Source organism: Octadecabacter arcticus 238, assembly GCF_000155735.2.
GTDB lineage: Bacteria > Pseudomonadota > Alphaproteobacteria > Rhodobacterales > Rhodobacteraceae > Octadecabacter > Octadecabacter arcticus.
The window spans coordinates 3061639-3078806 of the sequence record NC_020908.1; the positions used below are offsets into that span (position 1 = coordinate 3061639).

Consider the following 17168-nt stretch of genomic DNA (forward strand, 5'->3'; position numbering starts at 1 on the left):
CGACATCTGTAACCCAGCGACATGGGATGTGAAGCCCCCAAGCAGGTCGCGCCCTTGCGGAATCAGCCCTTGCGCGTATGTAGGGAAAAAACAACACAGGTGGGCGCAATGGCAGTCGCTTTGATTATTTTAGCCGCAGGAAAAGGCACTCGGATGATGTCCGACGTACCCAAAGTTCTGCACGAGGTCGCTGGTGGGTCTTTACTGGTCCACGCGATGAGGTCTGGATCCAACCTTGAACCCGAACGGACAGTCGTTGTCGCGGGCCACGGGGCCGAGGCCGTTGGCGCGGCTACACTGGCATATGACGAAGACGCAATTGTCGTGGTTCAGCAAGACCAGCTGGGCACTGCTCATGCGGTCAAGCAGGCCAAAGATGCCTTGGCAGATTTTAGCGGCGACGTCATTATCCTGTACGGAGATACGCCGTTTATTCAATCCGAAACCCTGGACTCGATGTTGACCGCCGGGGCTACTGCGGACGTGGTTGTACTGGGGTTTCAAGCCGCCGATCCAGGTCGCTACGGGCGGCTGATGATGGACGGTGATGCGTTGGAGCGGATCATTGAATTCAAAGATGCAACAGATGAAGAACGCATGATAAACCTTTGTAACTCTGGTGTTATCTCGGCCAAGGCAGATGTTATTTTTGATCTGTTGGACGCTGTTTCAGACGATAACGCGGCGGGTGAATATTACCTGACCGACATCATCGGTATCGCGCGCGCCAAAGGCTTGTCTGCAACAGTTGTGCGCTGCGAAGAGGCCGAAACCATGGGCATCAATTCGCGCGCCGACCTCGCGGCAGCAGAGGCGGCATTTCAAGTTCGCGCCCGCAAAGACGCCATGGCGAACGGCGTGTCATTGCACGCGCCCGACACGGTCTATTTCAGCCATGATACCTACATCGGGTCGGATACGGTCGTGGAACCAAACGTGGTTTTTGCGGTCGGTGTTACGGTCGAAAACAACGCCACGATCCGCGCGTTCAGTCATCTTGAGGGGTGTCATGTGTCGCGCGGCAGCGTCGTCGGCCCCTACGCGCGGCTGCGTCCCGGAACAGAACTGGCGGAGAACGTTAAGGTCGGCAATTTTGTGGAAATCAAGAACGCGGTGATTGAGGCGGGCGCGAAGGTTAACCACCTGAGCTATATCGGCGATGCCCATGTGGGCGAGCGGTCCAACATCGGCGCTGGCACGATTACCTGCAACTATGACGGCGTGTCCAAGCATCGGACCACGATTGGCGCGGATGTGTTCGTGGGGTCCAACACAATGCTGGTGGCACCTGTAACTTTGGGCGATGAGAGCATGACCGCCACAGGTACAATCGTCACGAAAAACGTACCAGAAGGCGACATGGCGGTGGGCCGTGCGCGTCAAGAGAATAAACCGGGATTTGCGCGACGAATGTTGCAAAAGTTCAAGTCCAATACGGCAAGTGCCGCTAAGGAGCCCTGAAAATGTGTGGAATTGTAGGTATCCTAGGGCGGCACGAAGCGGCGCCTATCCTTGTGGAAGCGCTGAAACGGCTGGAATACCGCGGCTATGACAGCGCTGGAATTGCAACCTTGAACGCTGGCGTTCTGGATCGCCGCCGTGCGGTGGGTAAACTGATAAATTTACAGGATCTACTGGTGCATGAACCACTGGCAGGAAAATCCGGCATCGGGCACACCCGTTGGGCGACCCACGGCGAACCCAATGTGAACAATGCCCATCCACACCAGACCAGACGTGTGGCTGTGGTTCACAACGGCATTATTGAAAACTTCCGCGAGCTGCGCGAAGAGTTGGCCACCAAAGGCATCCACTATGAGACCGACACCGATACGGAAACTGTCGCACTTTTGGCACAAAGCTATCTAGATCAAGGCCTTAGCCCACGCGACGCGGCAGAACAGACAATTGCGCGCCTGATGGGGGCCTACGCGCTGTGTTTTCTGTTTGAGGGCGAAGACGACCTGATGATCGCGGCGCGCAAAGGATCACCGCTGGCAATCGGGCACGGGGATGGTGAAATGTTCGTCGGATCGGACGCGATTGCACTGGCGCCAATGACCGACAAAGTCACCTACCTCGACGAAGGTGACTGGGCCGTGATTACGCGAACATCGTTGGAAATTCGCGACGGCGAGGGCCGGATCGCCAACCGCGACATGCGCACAATCAAGATTGATACCGCGTCGGTCGACAAAGGCGGGCACAAGCATTTCATGGCGAAAGAAATCGCCGAACAACCGTCGGTGCTGACCAATGCATTGGGCTACTATATTCAGGACGGCAAGATCATGTTGCCCGATCCAGGATTGGATTTTGCACAGATTGATCACCTGACAATGGTGGCTTGCGGCACGGCCTTCTATGCCTGCCTCGTGGCGAAATACTGGTTTGAACAGATTGCCCGCCTGCCCGTCGAGATCGATGTTGCATCCGAATTCCGCTACCGCGAACCACCGATCCCGAAAGGCACCGCGGCGTTGTTCGTCAGCCAATCCGGTGAGACCGCCGATACATTGGCCGCGTTGCGATATTGCCAAGGCAAGGTCGACAAGATCGTGTCGGTGGTGAATGTTCCCGAAAGTTCAATCGCCCGCGAAAGCGATTTGCCGCTGCCGATTTTGGCGGGCATCGAGATCGGCGTGGCGTCAACAAAAGCGTTCACCTGCCAGCTGACAGTGCTGGCAATTTTGGCGATCAAGGCGGCGCAAGATCGCGGACACATGAACCCCGATGAAGTGGCCGAGGCGTTAGAGCAGGTGAAGTCTGTCCCCGGCTTGATGAGCCATGCTTTGGCCCTTGGCGAGCGCACCAAAGCCGTGTCGCGCAAACTGGCAGAGGCACGAGACATCCTGTTTCTGGGGCGCGGACCGATGTACGCACTGGCCCACGAGGGTGCACTAAAATTGAAAGAAATCAGCTACATACACGCCGAAGCTTATGCATCAGGCGAACTGAAGCACGGACCAATTGCACTGGTGGACAAACACGTACCAGTCATCGTCATGGCCCCGCGCGATGCGCTGTTCGAAAAGACGATTTCCAACATGCAAGAAGTCATGGCGCGCGGTGGCAAGGTGTTGTTGATCACAGACAAACAGGGTGCCAAAGAGGCTGGACCGGGGGTGTGGGACACGATCCTGATGCCCGAGGTTGCCCCCTTCGTCGCCCCTATCCTTTATGCAATCCCAGCCCAATTGTTGGCCTATCATACGGCGGTCGCCAAAGGCACCGACGTGGATCAGCCGCGCAATTTGGCCAAATCGGTAACAGTTGAATGATCCCTATTGAAGACGCGATTGCCGTTCTGCAAATCCAAGGCGATGTGCAAAAAGCGGTTGAAATGAAATCCTACCATAAGGCCGAGCGGGTCTATTTTGGCGTACCTAACCCCGCGATTGATGCGGCGGTCAAAACCTGGCGGGCGGACTTGTCGGTTGACGACAGGTTGGCGCTGGCGGCTGACCTTTGGGACAGCAACGTTCACGAAGCCCGCGTCGCGGCGGCAAAATTATTGATGCAGGCGCGGATCAATCCCGATGAAGCCGCGTGGGCGTTGATCATGTCGTGGGTGCCACAATTTGATACTTGGGCGATTGCCGATCACGTTTGCGGTGCGGGCGCGCGCCGGTTGCTTGCGGATCCGTCGCGGCTGGGCGTCGTTGAGGGCTGGATCACGTCAGATCATATGTGGACCAAGCGTGCCGCGATGGTCATCACCTTGCCGTGGACGAAAATGAACAATCCCAAGCCGGACGAACTGGCCGCCCGCGAACGCATTTTGGGCTGGGCGGCGGAATACACCAATGACCAAGCGTGGTTCATTCAAAAGTCCGTGGCATGGTGGTTGCGCGAATTGGGTCGCCACGATGCGCCACGGGTCTGGACGTTTTTGGACGCCCATGGCGATAAGATGAAACCGTCGCTGCGCAAAGACGCGAGCAGAAATTTGCCACCGCGCTAGCACCCGCTTGCTGCGACGTGTGTGTACCATACAAGATAACCCTCAAGGAGCCGTCGACGTGATCAATCTGACCCCTCAAGTCAATCTTCTGGCCGAACGCATCCAGCCGCTTCGCTCGGGTCCTGCGCGCGTTTTGGTCGCGATTGCGGGCCCGCCAGCCAGTGGGAAAACCACGCTGGCGGAGGAACTGGCGCGGCGGCTGAATGCACAAAAGTGTCAGACCGTGGTGGTGCCACAAGACGGGTTTCATCTGGACAATCAGGTGCTTGAGGAACGTGGCCAACTTAACCGCAAGGGCGCGCCACAGACGTTTGATGGCGCTGGGTTCGTGCATATGGTGCGCCGCCTGAAGGAACGCGTCGACGTGGCAGTTCCGACTTTTGATCGCACCCGCGACATTTCAATTGCGGGCGCGCGGATCGTTCCCGCCAGCGCCGAGGTGATCATCGTTGAGGGCAATTATCTGCTATATGACGAGGCACCTTGGTTCAATTTGGCGCCGCTCTGGACGCTGTCAGTGCGCCTTGATGTACCCATAGAAGAGCTGCGCGCGCGGCTGATTCAACGGTGGCTGGGCCATGGGTTAAGCCGCACAGCCGCGACGCGGCGCGCCACAAACAACGATGTGCCGAACGCGCAAAGTGTGTTGGATCATGCCCTGCCTGCGACGCTGACGCTTGCGCCGGACGGCACGCTCGCCTGACGCGGGCGCCTGACGCGGGCGCGGTTGTAGTATCGCGCCTAAGGCGTATGTTTAGCGGACCGGTACCCCCCCATTTATGGGGCTGTTTGAAACTAGAACTACGCGGCCATTTGGTACTGGTTCAATTTCATGGCGGGGTGAGGGCGATATAGAAACAATCCAGTGGATCGTTTCCGCCCCAAACGGGCGAAGCCCCGAGTGATGCCGCCGATGCCCATGTTGGTTGGGGCGGTCCGTTGCCCGGCAGTGGTTTGCCTGTGCCCGGCAGTGGTTTGCCTGCAAACGATGAGTATCCGTATTGGTCAAGCTGGATATTCGCCCCATTTTCGCTGATCCCGTAGAAGGGTATTTGCGGTGACAATCAGCTTTCGCATAACGGCTGTGATCGCCAGCTTCTTGCATTTCCCAGTCGATATCAGATGTTCGTATTTTGCCTTCATGTCTGGATTGAAGCGTGTAGCAACAACCGCTGGCAGATAGACTGCGCGCCTGACGCTGGCGCGACCGCCCTGGATGCGTTCCTTGCCTTGCCACTTTCCCGATTGCCTCGATATGGGTGCAAGGCCCGCCAGCGCCGCTGCTTTCTTGCCACTCAAATGTCCGAGTTCGGGCATTTCGGTTAATATCGCACAGGCTGTTACCTTTGCGATGCCCGGAATGCTTGTAAGAATCTCGGCGCGTGCAGCGAGATCTTTGTCTGCCGCAACGATGGCATCGATTGCCTCGGTAACTTGCGACAAGTCACGTTCGATCTGTTTCAGACGTCGTTTGATCTGCTGGGAAGGCAGGACGTGCGTCGTTGCGGCAAGTCGTGCCTTTGCTGCGGTCCGGTCCTTGATCAATGCCAGCCTGGCTGTTGCCAGCTGCTTGAGATCATGAAGTGTTTCGCTTTTGGGTTGGTCTGCTCTCAATTCCAGAAGTGCGCCCATTTTGGCTAATAGCGCAGCGTCCACCCGGTCCGTTTTGGCCAGCCGGCCGTTCGCGATTAGTCTTGAACCGATGGCGACCAAATCGCTCACCTTCGCAGAACCGGCGGGCCTGACGCGGATTGACCCGTGCAAAGCTGATCCCGTGTTGAGCCAAGCCCGTTTCGATGCACCTGTGATAAATGCCTGTTGCTTCAAAAATGACGCGGGAAACTTCTGTTTTTCTCGCCCAAAATGCGAGTGCTTTAGCGCCAGCTTTGTCATTTCAAAACTGCCTGTGCTCTCGCGAGGACAACCAATAAGCGTCCAATGTGTCATTCGAAATGTCGATCCCAATGGTATCTTCCATGTGTCTCTTCCTAACCTTGTCTTGTCATGCGGGCCCAAAGCCCAAGTATCCGTTCAGGTTTCAAAAAAAAGACGGAGGTGACCTTACTCAGCGACGGTCCTCAACAACCAAGAGGGGAACGGCCCAACCTCCGCCGCTGCCTGGCATAAATGACGTGCTGCGCAGCTGTTCCAGCTTCGCATAGAAACTGCCAAAATCATAAGACAAGAGGGGCGCACAGTTCGATTGTATCGCTCGATATATGCGTTCTGTTGCGGCTTCCCCGGCTGAATTTAGCTGAGCGTTATGTGGTGCTTGCAGGCCCATTCAATGAGCTTGCCGCTTACATATTCTGGCCCATAACACCTTCGGAATGATGCTAGTTTAGAGGTTATGACCACCTGCGCAGCCCTCAAATAGCGCAGCAGGTGGTCATAACCGTGCCTCAGGTCTCTACAGTGGTTTTGCACAAACCACACCGCAAAGGAGACCTACTATGACCGTGATTACAATTACACAGAACACACCTGTTTTGGTGGCTATCGACATCGCCAAAGCGCGGCATGAGGTTTTGATTGCTGTTCCAGGCAAGAAGCGCCGCCGTCGCTTAACTGTTTTAAACGAACTTGCTGACTTCACCCGCCTCATCACCGCGTTAAAGGACTACGGCCGCCCAGTGCGCGCAGCTTTTGAAGCAACCGGTAATTACCACCGCGCCTTGGCTTATCATCTGACAACCGCAGGTTTTGAAGTGAAGCTGGTATCGTCAGTTGCTTTGGCGCGAACTAGGGAAGCTCTCCACAATAGTTGGGATAAGAACGACCCCAAGGACGCTCAGGTCATTCTCCACATGATGGAGATTGGGAATGAGCAGTTCTACCACGACCCGCTGGTGCGTGGGACAAATGACATTCAGGAATTATCCAAGACCCACGATATCGTTTCCAAGTCGAAAACCGAGTTGTGGCATCGGGTTCTGACGCATTATCTACCGTTGTATTTTCCAGAAGCTGACCGTTTCCATCTCAGTTTACGCAGTGATACCAACGGCCGAATTAAGTGACCCTTGCCCATTCTCGATCTGTGATTGAACTTATTCGCTCTGGGTCGTTCGCAAAGAAGTTCCAAGCTTGTGCACATTTGTCGAGTATTTCGTCATAGGTGTCGAAAACTGTGATTGCGAGTTTATTAGCTCGCAGATAAGCCCAGACGTTTTCCATGGGGTTCAGTTCGGGTGAATACGGTGGCAGCTTAACGAGCGTAATTTTATCTGGCACCTGCAAACATTTTGCGCCATGCCACCCCGCCCCATCAACAATCAGCAAGGCATGTGAGCCGGGTGCGACAGCTTTTGCGATCTCATCAAGATGCAGCCCCATAGCCTCGGCGTTGACGTAGGGCAGGACGAGACCTGCGGCGGTACCACGTGCGGGACAAGCGGCACCAAAGATATAACTCCATTTGAAGCGTATATCACGGGGTGCGCGCGGGCGAGTTCCACGCTTGGCCCATTTACGGGTGAGTGTCCCCTGTTGTCCAACGCGGGCTTCATCTTGGAACCATACTTCAAGAGGCTTCCCCTTTGCATGTTCTGGCAGAGTATCGTTTACGAGGCTCGCAAAGTTTTTTTAAAAGCCTGCTGCGCTTCGCGATCAGTTTTCGGATGCTCTGGACGCACAGACAGGCGGCGAAAGCCATGCTTGGTTAGATATTTCCCAATCGTACGCACATGCAGTTTCACGTCGAACTCCTCTTCAACACGAGCCTGCAAGTCGACACAACGCCATCGTACTACGCCATCTTTTACTGGGTCGGGCCCGGCCTCCACCCACGCCACAAATTGCGCCTGTTGCTTGGGCGACAACCGTGGTTTTGCCCCCTTGCCATTCCGATCCGATAACCCCTCAATGCCTTCTGCGTTAAAGCGATGCGCCCAATCCCGAAGTGTTTGTCGATCCATACCACTGCTGCGGGCAGCCGTTTCACGATCCACCCCATCAAGCACCAGCGCTATGGCCAGTAGTCGCCGTACAACCCGCCCATCCTTGGTTCGCTTTGCCGCACGGCGCAAATCTTTCGCAGACATATCCGTGCGCGTAATTTTTATGGCTCCACCCATGAGCACCTCCCAATCTATGGAGAATATTGATTCAGAGTTTGCCAAAAATTAAAACCAAATAAATGAGTCAGATATTCTGGCCGCTGGTATGACTGGTTCTTTGCTTTCCTTGAACGCTATCCGTCACCACACTTTATCTCGGCCATGAGCAAGGACGCATTTACCGCTGACGCTTGGGACGTTGTGGGCCGCAAGGTCGCAAAAGAACGTTTGCTCGCAGATATTTACGAGACCTCCAAAGTATCAGTGGGGTTACCAGTTGCCCTAGATTCTGATGCTATAAGTATGTTCCGTCTTGTTCTCGGGGAAGGTCGCAGTCTCATCGCGCAACGCAATCAAATCGAAGATCGCGCCGTCGCGCTTCTCAAAGACCTTCCAGACTATCAACTGCTGACATCAATCCCCGGGATAGGACCCATCAATGCTCTGACCATCCTGGCGGAAGCTGGTGACCTACGCCGCTTCGTCCATCACCGGCAGTTCCTGAAGTTCTGTGGCATGGACCTCGCGACCATCCAGTCTGGCACTTTCCGTGGCCAAACCAAGCTATCAAAATACGGAAATGCCCGTCTGCGCCGCACCCTCTGGATGGCTGGACAGGTAGCCATTCTGCAACGCGCCAACAGCTTCCGCTACAAGTTTGAACGCTACATCACGAAGGATCGCCACAACACACATTTGCGCCGCAAAGCGTATACCGCAATCGCCGCCAAAATAGCCCGCACAGTTCACGGGATCATTAAAAATGGCAAACCCTATCGCCCCTTCTTTCAGGGGAATCGCATGAGATTTAGGTGTTAATTATTTCGGCGAGGAAATCATCATCCCATGATGCAATGTGGCGCTTTGATCGCAGGCTATGCTTCCCCTTTACGGAGCGCAGCATGTTGCTTGCAACGTGTTTTATGGTCGTAAAATTGGCTGGAGCATTGCCATTTCGGATACGGCATTCATCGTCGCGAAACACCATGTCCATGACCCAATGCAGCCCGTTTTCTATTCCCCAGTGGTCACGGATGGCTTTGGCGTGATGTTCAGCATCTGATGTCATTGATGAAATGTAATAGCGGGTTTCGGCGCGCGTTTTATCCTGCAGGATGGCGTGGTACTGGACCATAACGATGCTTTTCAAACCGGGCCAATTGTGGTCCGCTTTAAGCCAGTCAATATCCGTGCACACTGTGACCCTCCTTGTTTCGATACGGCCATGAGACTTCTCTACCGTTTCGTGGTAAGTGACTGTTGTGTCGTCATAATCTACGGCCGCCTGTTCCGTCATGAATAATTCTGTGTCCTTGCGTAGGCTGCCCTGATTACCCTTCAAAGCGAGGATGTAGTCTGCTTCTTTGGAGATGATCTTCGCGGCGATTTCGCGTTGGCATCCCATAGCGTCGATGGTGACAATAGCCCCCTTCAGGGTGAGCAGTTCCAACAGTTCTGGTATGGCCGTTATCTCGTTGGACTTGCCGTCCACCTGCCGTTGCGCCAGCGTCAGATTCCATTCCGAACTCCAGGCCGAGATCATGTGAATTGCGGCCTTGCCGCCAGCTTTATCCAGGCTGCGGCGAGAGGTTTTCCCATCAATCGCGACCACTCCAGTCACCGTCTTGTTAAGGGAGGCCACCCAGTCGATAAAACAGGCCTGAAACGCCTCGGCATCCAAGGCCGCAAAGATGTTTCCAAGTTGGTCATGGGACGGTGTCCCGTCTGCAAAAGGTAGAAAACGCTTCAAAAAGCCCAGTTTCTTGGTCCCATATATCGAGATGGCCGTCCAGTCATTGGCACCTGACAAAACAGCGCATAGGGTTAAGAGGAGTATTTCCGGCAAAGGGTAAGTCACTTTAACCTCTTGACGTGAATCGCTTATCTCTGAAAAATGCGTAAGAAATTCAATGGGATGGACCTCAGGTGAACTTGGGTTTGGCATGGCATATGACCTCGTTAAACCAGTGAAGATCACCCATCGAATCAGCCTCTACAACATTTGTCATCGTTATTGTTCATGCGATTGCCCTGCCCCTTCTTTGAGGGGTGATCGATCGCAGAAGGACCTTTCTCTGTAAGGGCCGTGGAGGCAGGCAACTGACCTCGTAGATAATGTTCAGGCCTTCTGTGTTAGCGACCCAATGATCTCGTCTTAAGGACGGTGAGAGCCGCAATAGCGTACTCCTTAGGCTCAAGTTTCAAATGCAACACTCAGAGCCCTTTGGGCATAGGATGTTGTGATGGACATACGAAGCAAGCACCTCAGCAGCGAGGACCGTGGCGTGATATTAGCCGAGCATAATAGGGGCAGCAGTCAGCGGTTGATCGGCCAGCTTTTGCATCGCCCGGCGAGCACGATCTGCCGTGAGCTGGCGCGAGGTCGGCAGGAAGACGGCAGCTATTGCCCGCAAGCGGCGCGGCAGGCCTATGATGCCCGGCGTGCGCGCTGCCGCCGCAAGCGCAAGCTTGTGGAGGGGAGCGATCTTAATCGTTTCGTTCATGGCAAGCTCGTACATCTGCACTGGTCGCCTGAGCAGATTGCGCAGAGACTGCGTCTCATGAAGCCTGATGATCCATCCGCCCATGTGAGCCATGAGACCATCTATGCCGCGATTTACGCGCAGCCACGTGGTGGGCTGAAGGCGGCGATGATCGAGGCGTTGCGTCAAGCGAAGCCTAAGCGTGGGCTCAAGCGCAGGACAGCGGCGGGCAGTGCTATGGTCCCGGAATCATTGCGCATTATCAACCGCCCTGAAGAGATCGAAGCGCGACTGGTACCAGGCCATTGGGAGGGCGACCTCATCAAGGGCGCATTCAATCGCTCGTCAGTGGGGACCTTGGTCGAGCGCAAGACACGCTTTGTCATTCTTTGCAAAATGGACGGCAATGGGGCCGAGGCCGCGCTCGACAGCTTCACCCGCCAGATGAGACGACTACCCGCTGCTTTGCGCAAGAGCATGACCTACGACCGCGGCTCCGAAATGGCCTGCCACCCCGAACTCGCCAGACGGTTGAAGATCGATATCTGGTTCTGCGATCCGCATGCGCCTTGGCAGCGTGGCAGCAACGAGAACACCAACGGACTGCTGCGTCAGTACATGCCCAAAGGAACTGACCTGAACGGTGCAAGCCAAACATGGCTGAACGACGTTGCAAACCTGATGAACAACCGTCCGAGAAAAACTCTCGGATGGAGAACACCCGCTGAAGCCATGGCCGACGAAATCGCGGCCTTCAAATCAACCGTTGCACTTGATGTTTGAATCCAAGCTCTGTGTTTGTTATGGGAGAGACTGTCGTTGACCAAAACGCCGAACTGAGACATGATTCAAACGTGTCGAGATACCTCGATGCGACAATGATCTGACGCCAAATCAACCAATCGTTCCGCGCATAGGACGTTATCCACGCGTATCATCGCAGGTTTCCCACGCCAGGCTATAATCTGGTTCAAACTGCGCACGACCCGCGCCGCTGGCAGCGAAAAATCCACATCTATGGCTAGTCCCTTTCGGTTGAAATCATCCAGAATGTTCAAGGTTCGGAACGATTTCCCATTCCACAGCTGATCAGACATAAAATCCATGGACCAAACCTGGTTGGGCTTATCGGGTACTGATAACGGCTCGGGGCGCTCGCGTTTCAAGCGTTTTCGGGGCTTGATCCGCAGGTTCAATTCCAGCTCACAATAAATCCGACGAACCCGTTTGTGGTTCCATTTGAAGCCCTTAATGTTGCGCAAATACAGGAAGCACAGCCCAAAGCCCCAGTTCTTGCCGGCCTTGGTCAAGGCAATCAGCCAATCCTCGATTTCTTTGTTCTCGTCAGCCAACAGCGGCAAATACCGAAAGCACCGCGGGCTGATCGGGAAAGCACGGCACGCCAAAGCAACGCTAACGCCGCGTACATCGACTGCATGTTGGGCCATCCACTGGCCGGCAGGTGAATGGTACATTCACTGAGAGGTTCTCGTCGGAAAGACGGCCTCGTTACTTTTTTGCGAGGGCTTCTTTCACCAGCTCATTCTGCATCGCGATATCTGCATACATCCGTTTCAGACGCGCATTCTCAGCCTGCAACTGCCTCATCTCGGAAATGAGCGATGCGTCCATTCCCACATATTTTGAACGCCATTGGGAAAACGCAGCGCTGCTCATTCCATGGCTGCGGCACAGTTCAGATACAGGCACACCATTCTCAGCTTTTTTCAAAACCGCGACAATCTGGGCCTCTGAATAACGTGATTTCTACATGGTGAATCTCCTTGGCTTATCTTGCCGAGAAAATTCTAGTTTTCAACACAACCATTTTTCGGGGGATTACCCACCCAATTCATCAGGATCGCTATGCCCACTGATTTCACACCTCTCGCCTCCCTTGGGGGCGGCCTATTGATCGGACTGGCGTCCGTTCTGTAGATGGCCAATTTTGGCCGCGTCATGGGTGCCATGGGCATTTTGGCAGGCTTTCTGATGCCGACGTCGCGCAGCGATTGGGGTTGGCGCACGAGCCTGTTGGCCGGAATGGTCAGCGCACCCGCCCTCTTTTGGTTGGTCAGCGGCCAATCGGTAACGGTTCAGGTGCCAGTTTCTAGCGCAGCTATGATCATTGGCGGATTGATCGTCGGGGTCGGCGCGACATATGGCGGCGGCGGCACATCAGGGCACGGCGTCTGTGGCATCGCGCGATTGTCGCCGCGTTCTATCGTGGCTACGGTGGTGTTCATGATCGCGGCGGTGGTGACGGTTTACGTCACGCGCCATATCTTCGGAACTGGGATCAGTTCTGGGATCGGGGGTGCCCTATAATGCGGTTCTTGATAACCTATGCCATCGGGCTGATTTTCGGGTTTGGGATCATTTTGGGTGGCATGGCCAACCCTGCCAAGGTTTTGAGATCCATCGTTGGCGTTTGTTATGCGCGGTGCATTGGGCGGTGCGGCGTTGGGATATCGGTTCGTTCTGCGCCGCGTATGGCCGATGTGTTCCACCTGCCAACGTTCCGATCCATTGATCGCTGGGTCAACGACGTTTGGCGTCGGTTGGGGCATCGCCAGGTTCTGCCTCGGTGAGGAATTGCCTGCTGTGGGAAAGCTGGACCCAGCCGCGTTGACCTTTACGGGCGCGATGATCACTGGCATCGTGATTGCAAAGATCGTTAAATCAAAATCGCAACCGTTGGGACACACAGTATGACCGTGAACATGGATATCCAGCCGCAAATCGAAGGCTTCTTTGACGAAGCGAGCAACACAATCAGCTATATCGCCAAAGACCCGAATTCGGATCACTGCGCGATCATCGACAGCGTGATGGATATTGATTACGCCGCCGGACGCATCACATCCGAGCACGCCGATCAGCTGGTTGCGCGGATTACAGAGCGCGGGTTGACGCTGGACTGGATCATCGAAACCCATGTGCATGCCGATCATTTGAGCGCTGCGCCGTATTTGCAAGACAAGCTGGGCGGCAAAATCGGTGTCAGTGAAAAGATTATGGTGGTGCAGGAAACCTTTGGAAAAGTGTTCAACGAGGGCACGGAATTCCAGCGCGACGGGTCGCAGTTTGATGCGTTGTTCAGCGACAGTGACACCTACACCGTTGGCGATATGAGCTGTTATGTCATGGCCACCCCGGGCCATACGCCGGCATGCATGGTTCATGTGATGGGAGACGCCGCCTTTGTCGGGGACACGCTGTTCATGCCCGACGGCGGATCGGCGCGGGCGGATTTTCCGGGCGGGGACGCAGGGGAGTTGTATGACAGCATCCAGAAGGTGCTGGCCCTGCCCGCCGAGATGCGCCTGTTCATGTGTCATGATTACGGGCCGAACGGGCGCGCCATTGCATGGGAAACCACGGTGGCGGACCAACGAGCGGCCAACATCCATGTCGGCGGCGGCAAGTCCCGCGAGGATTTCATCAAATTTCGAACGGATCGCGACGCGCAACTGGCGATGCCAAAGCTGATTATCCCGGCACTACAGGTGAATATGCGCGCCGGGCATGTACCCACCGACAAGGACGGGAATCCGATGCTGAAAGTGCCCGTTAACGGGTTGTGAGGCGCGTGCCGCGAGCGCGGAGGGGGCGCTGCACCCACCCTTCGGGGCCCCCGGGATATTTATCAAGCAAAGACGCGACGAGACGCGCCTAAGACGAGATGATTTCGAATTTGGCGACGTCAACCATGCCGCGATCGGTGATTTTGAGCATCGGGATCACCGGCAGTGCGAGGAACGCCAGTTGCAGGAACGGCTCGTCCAGGGTGACGCCCAATGATTTAGCAGCGGCGCGTAGGATTTCAAGTTTTTCGCGCACGTGTTCGAACGACTCGAGACTCATGAGACCCGCCACTGGCAAGGCCAGTTCGGCCAGAATTTTACCGTTTTCGGTGACGACAAATCCCCCCTCAAGTGCCGTCATGCGATTAGAGGCCAGGGCCATATCGTCGTAATTCGCGCCGACGCAGGCGATGTTGTGGTGATCATGACAAACGGTTGAGGCAATGGCGCCGCGTTGCAAACCGAAGCCTTTCACGAAGCCCGTGGCGATATTGCCGTTTATGCCGTGGCGTTCGACGACAGCGATCTTGATCAGGTCGCGGGCGATGTCGGGGGATTTGTCACCGTTTTGCGGCTCAATCACTTCGTGCAGATGCTCGGTGATGATTTTACCGGGGATAACGCCGATCACGTCAGTTTCGGCGCGGTTGGATGTGGTGCGGAAATCGGCGGCTGTGACGGTCGGGGCTTGCACAGAATTGCGCCCGATTGTGGGGGTAATTTTACGCGCATTGAACGCAGTTTCAGCGGCATGGACGCCGCCACAGAAGGTCATTTTCGCATCGCAACTTTCCAAGCTGACAAGGGCGACGATATCTGCGCGCTGACCCGGCGCGATGAGGCCGCGATCTTTGAGACCGAAGGCTTCGGCAGCTGACAGCGATGCTGCGCGGTAGACTGCGACTGCGGATGTGCCGCGTTTGATCGCGGTGCGGATTATGTAGTCCAGATGTCCGTGTTCGTCGATATCCAGCGGGTTACGATCATCGGTGCAAAAACACATGTAGCTGGCAGTGCGTTCATCCAGAAGCGGCAACAATGCGTCGAGGTCTTTGGACACCGACCCTTCGCGGATCAACACGCGCAGGCCTTTTTGCAGCTTTTCGCGGGCTTCATCGGCGGTCGTGGCTTCGTGTTCCGTGCGGATGCCAGCGGCGATGTAGGCGTTCAGATCTTTGCCCGACAACATCGGCGCATGGCCGTCGATATGGCCGCCTTTGAACGCCTCAAGTTTCGCCATGATCCCTTGGTCTTGGTGGATCACGCCAGGGTAGTTCATGACCTCGGCCAGACCAATCACCGCCGCGTGGTCGCGCAGCGCGATCAGGTCCGCCGCCTCAATCCGCGCCCCGGACGATTCCATGTCGGTTGAGGGAACGCAAGAGCTGAGGTTAACGCGAATATCAAGCACAGTTTCAAGGGCCGCATCGAGGAAGTACTGGATACCTGCGACGCCCAAAACATTCGCAATTTCATGGGGATCACAGATCGCGGTGGTCACGCCAAGGGGGGTGACGAGACGGTCAAATTCAAACGGTGTGACAAGGCTGCTTTCGATGTGCAGATGCGTGTCGATGAAACCGGGCACGAGGGTGAGGCCGGTAACATCCACGATTTGTTTGCCGTCGTAATCGGCGCAGGTGCCAACGATGGTATCGCCACAAATCGCCACATCACCGTCTAGCATTGCGCCCGTGATGACATCAAACACCTGAGCGCCACGCAGAACCAAATCTGCCGCAGCATCGCCGCGCCCTTGTGCAATTCGTTTGGTGAGTTCGGCCATATGATGTCCCCTGCTTTGGATCCAACAGACAGGATATCACAGGCAGCGTCTAGGTTTGGTGTGGGTCAGGCGCGGTATTCATCGTAGCCCCGCTGGCCTGATGGCGCGAATGCCTGCACGAAGCGTTCGAAATCGCGCACTGCAAGGGGCCGCGTGATAAGGTAGCCTTGCGCCTCTTTACAGTTGTTATCGGTAAGCCAATCCAGTTGTTCCTGAGTTTCGACCCCTTCGGAAACGACACGCGCGCCAATTTGCGGGCCAAGGGTCAGGATCAGTTGGACAATCGGGCCAGAGGCCGGCAATTGATCAATGAAGGAGCGGTCGATTTTCAAACAGGTCAGCGGAAACCGCGAAATGTAGGACAGGTTGGAATAGCCGGTGCCAAAGTTGTCAATCGCGATATTGTACCCGATTGCGGTGATCGCCCGCAGCTTTTCGGCAATTTCGTTATGTTCACCGATCAGGACTGTCTCTGTGATCTCAAGTTCAATCCTGCCATGGGGAAACCCCGGCCGCGCCGCAAAGTCTTGCAAGGTTGTCACGAACCCCGGATCAGAAAACTGGCGCGGTGACACATTCAGCGAGACATCAAGGTCGAACCCAGCTTGGTGCCATTCAATCGCCTGACTGCAACCGATTTCCAGAACAATGCGGCCCAGTTCATCAATCAGGCCAGTTTCCTCACAGATCGGGATGAATATGTCCGGCATCACCATCCCCCGCTCGGGATGCACCCAGCGCACCAAACCTTCGGCGCCAACGATCTCTCCGGATTGAATGTCGAGACGGGGTTGATAATGCAGGATGAATTCGTCTGCCAAGACAGCCTGACCCAGGGCCACCTCAATCTGGTCGCGGGCAATCGCGGCATTGCCCATTTGGGTGTTAAAGAATGTGGTGCAGTTTCGCCCGCCCTGTTTGGATGCATACAGCGCGATGTCCGCCTGACGCATCACATCAGAGAAACAGTCCGAGTCGTCCGTATACCCGGCGATCCCCACGCTGATCGTGGCGCCGATACGGGTCTTGTCGTGCAAGATCGGATTGGAAATCGCGCGGCGCAGTTTTTCCACCTGTGATTCAAGCGTCGCTTTGGAACGGTTCCCTTCGATGACGATCACAAATTCATCGCCGCCCAGTCGCGCGACCATGTCTTCCGGCCGCAAAACAGTGCGCGCGCGAATGGCAATTTGTTTAAGCACAGTGTCGCCCGCCTCATGGCCATAGCAGTCATTGATCAGCTTGAAGCGGTCTATACTCCCGCGCCTGAATTGACCTGAGGTTTTCCCC

The 17168-nt window shown here is 55.5% G+C and carries 12 protein-coding genes and 5 pseudogenes; 10 read left to right on the forward strand and 7 right to left on the reverse strand.

All coding sequences use genetic code 11. The features are described from left to right. The first annotated feature begins 108 nt into the window (after window positions 1-108). From glmU to OA238_RS15860, 4 genes are read left to right on the forward strand one after another with little or no spacing between them, the layout of a single operon-like run. Window positions 109-1461: a bifunctional UDP-N-acetylglucosamine diphosphorylase/glucosamine-1-phosphate N-acetyltransferase GlmU gene (glmU, locus tag OA238_RS15845; RefSeq protein ID WP_015495957.1), complete on the forward strand. Its 1353-nt coding sequence runs from the start codon at window positions 109-111 to the stop codon at window positions 1459-1461. A gap of 2 nt (window positions 1462-1463) precedes the next feature. Continuing rightward, window positions 1464-3281 carry a glutamine--fructose-6-phosphate transaminase (isomerizing) gene (gene glmS, locus OA238_RS15850; RefSeq protein WP_015495958.1) on the forward strand — a complete coding sequence of 606 codons (1818 nt, stop codon included), beginning with the start codon at window positions 1464-1466 and terminating at the stop codon, window positions 3279-3281. Beyond that, window positions 3278-3964 (forward strand): DNA alkylation repair protein, encoded by a 687-nt coding sequence (locus OA238_RS15855; protein WP_015495959.1) that lies wholly within the window; start codon window positions 3278-3280, stop codon window positions 3962-3964. The genes glmS and OA238_RS15855 overlap by 4 nt, the downstream gene beginning before the upstream one ends. A gap of 58 nt (window positions 3965-4022) precedes the next feature. After that, window positions 4023-4667: a nucleoside/nucleotide kinase family protein gene (locus OA238_RS15860; RefSeq protein WP_015495960.1), complete on the forward strand. Its 645-nt coding sequence runs from the start codon at window positions 4023-4025 to the stop codon at window positions 4665-4667. Between the two features lie 302 nt (window positions 4668-4969). On the opposite strand, the pseudogene OA238_RS15865 reads toward OA238_RS15860, so the two are convergent. Further along, window positions 4970-5942: pseudogene (locus OA238_RS15865) on the reverse strand (IS110 family RNA-guided transposase). Window positions 5943-6100: 158 nt separating this feature from the next. Then, window positions 6101-6280, reverse strand: a pseudogene (locus tag OA238_RS31865) (integrase core domain-containing protein); the annotation flags it as partial. Between the two features lie 137 nt (window positions 6281-6417). Between OA238_RS31865 and OA238_RS15875 the strand changes: the two are divergent. Continuing rightward, window positions 6418-6963: pseudogene (locus OA238_RS15875) on the forward strand (IS110 family transposase); the annotation flags it as partial. A 13-nt stretch (window positions 6964-6976) separates the two neighbouring features. Here OA238_RS15875 and OA238_RS30360 read toward each other — a convergent pair. Beyond that, a protein-coding gene (locus tag OA238_RS30360; RefSeq protein ID WP_085982740.1) for an IS630 family transposase occupies window positions 6977-8040 on the reverse strand; the annotation gives its coding sequence in 2 pieces (ribosomal slippage) (window positions 6977-7551 and window positions 7551-8040; 1065 coding nt in all). A 90-nt stretch (window positions 8041-8130) separates the two neighbouring features. Between OA238_RS30360 and OA238_RS15890 the strand changes: the two are divergent. Continuing rightward, window positions 8131-8841: pseudogene (locus tag OA238_RS15890) on the forward strand (IS110 family transposase); the annotation flags it as partial. On the opposite strand, the gene OA238_RS15895 reads toward OA238_RS15890, so the two are convergent. Beyond that, window positions 8831-10000 (reverse strand): ISAs1-like element ISOan1 family transposase, encoded by a 1170-nt coding sequence (locus OA238_RS15895; protein ID WP_076611402.1) that lies wholly within the window; start codon window positions 9998-10000, stop codon window positions 8831-8833. The pseudogene OA238_RS15890 and the gene OA238_RS15895 overlap by 11 nt on opposite strands. Before the next feature lie 265 nt (window positions 10001-10265). Between OA238_RS15895 and OA238_RS15900 the strand changes: the two genes are divergently transcribed. After that, on the forward strand, window positions 10266-11288 hold the full coding sequence (locus OA238_RS15900; protein WP_015494242.1) for an IS30 family transposase: 1023 nt from the start codon (window positions 10266-10268) through the stop codon (window positions 11286-11288). Window positions 11289-11425: 137 nt separating this feature from the next. Here the strand turns inward: OA238_RS15900 and OA238_RS30365 are convergent. Beyond that, window positions 11426-12248, reverse strand: a pseudogene (locus OA238_RS30365) (IS3 family transposase); the annotation flags it as partial. 195 nt (window positions 12249-12443) lie between these two features. On the opposite strand from OA238_RS30365, the gene OA238_RS15915 reads away from it, so the two are divergent. The 3 genes from OA238_RS15915 (at window position 12444) to OA238_RS15925 (ending at window position 14092) form a co-directional block, all read left to right on the forward strand. Then, window positions 12444-12833, forward strand: a complete 390-nt coding sequence (locus tag OA238_RS15915; RefSeq protein WP_015495964.1) for a YeeE/YedE family protein — start codon at window positions 12444-12446, stop codon at window positions 12831-12833. Between the two features lie 96 nt (window positions 12834-12929). Beyond that, window positions 12930-13220 carry a DUF6691 family protein gene (locus OA238_RS15920; RefSeq protein WP_338042793.1) on the forward strand — a complete coding sequence of 97 codons (291 nt, stop codon included), beginning with the start codon at window positions 12930-12932 and terminating at the stop codon, window positions 13218-13220. Further along, window positions 13217-14092 (forward strand): MBL fold metallo-hydrolase, encoded by an 876-nt coding sequence (locus OA238_RS15925; protein WP_015495965.1) that lies wholly within the window; start codon window positions 13217-13219, stop codon window positions 14090-14092. The genes OA238_RS15920 and OA238_RS15925 overlap by 4 nt, the downstream gene beginning before the upstream one ends. 88 nt (window positions 14093-14180) lie before the next feature. On the opposite strand, the gene ade is transcribed toward OA238_RS15925, so the two are convergent. Both ade and OA238_RS15935 read right to left on the reverse strand, forming a co-directional pair. Next, entirely contained in the window at window positions 14181-15878 is a 1698-nt protein-coding gene (gene ade, locus OA238_RS15930; RefSeq protein WP_015495966.1) for an adenine deaminase, read from the reverse strand. A gap of 65 nt (window positions 15879-15943) precedes the next feature. After that, window positions 15944-17134 (reverse strand): putative bifunctional diguanylate cyclase/phosphodiesterase, encoded by a 1191-nt coding sequence (locus tag OA238_RS15935; protein WP_275450521.1) that lies wholly within the window; start codon window positions 17132-17134, stop codon window positions 15944-15946. Between the last annotated feature and the right edge of the window lie 34 nt (window positions 17135-17168).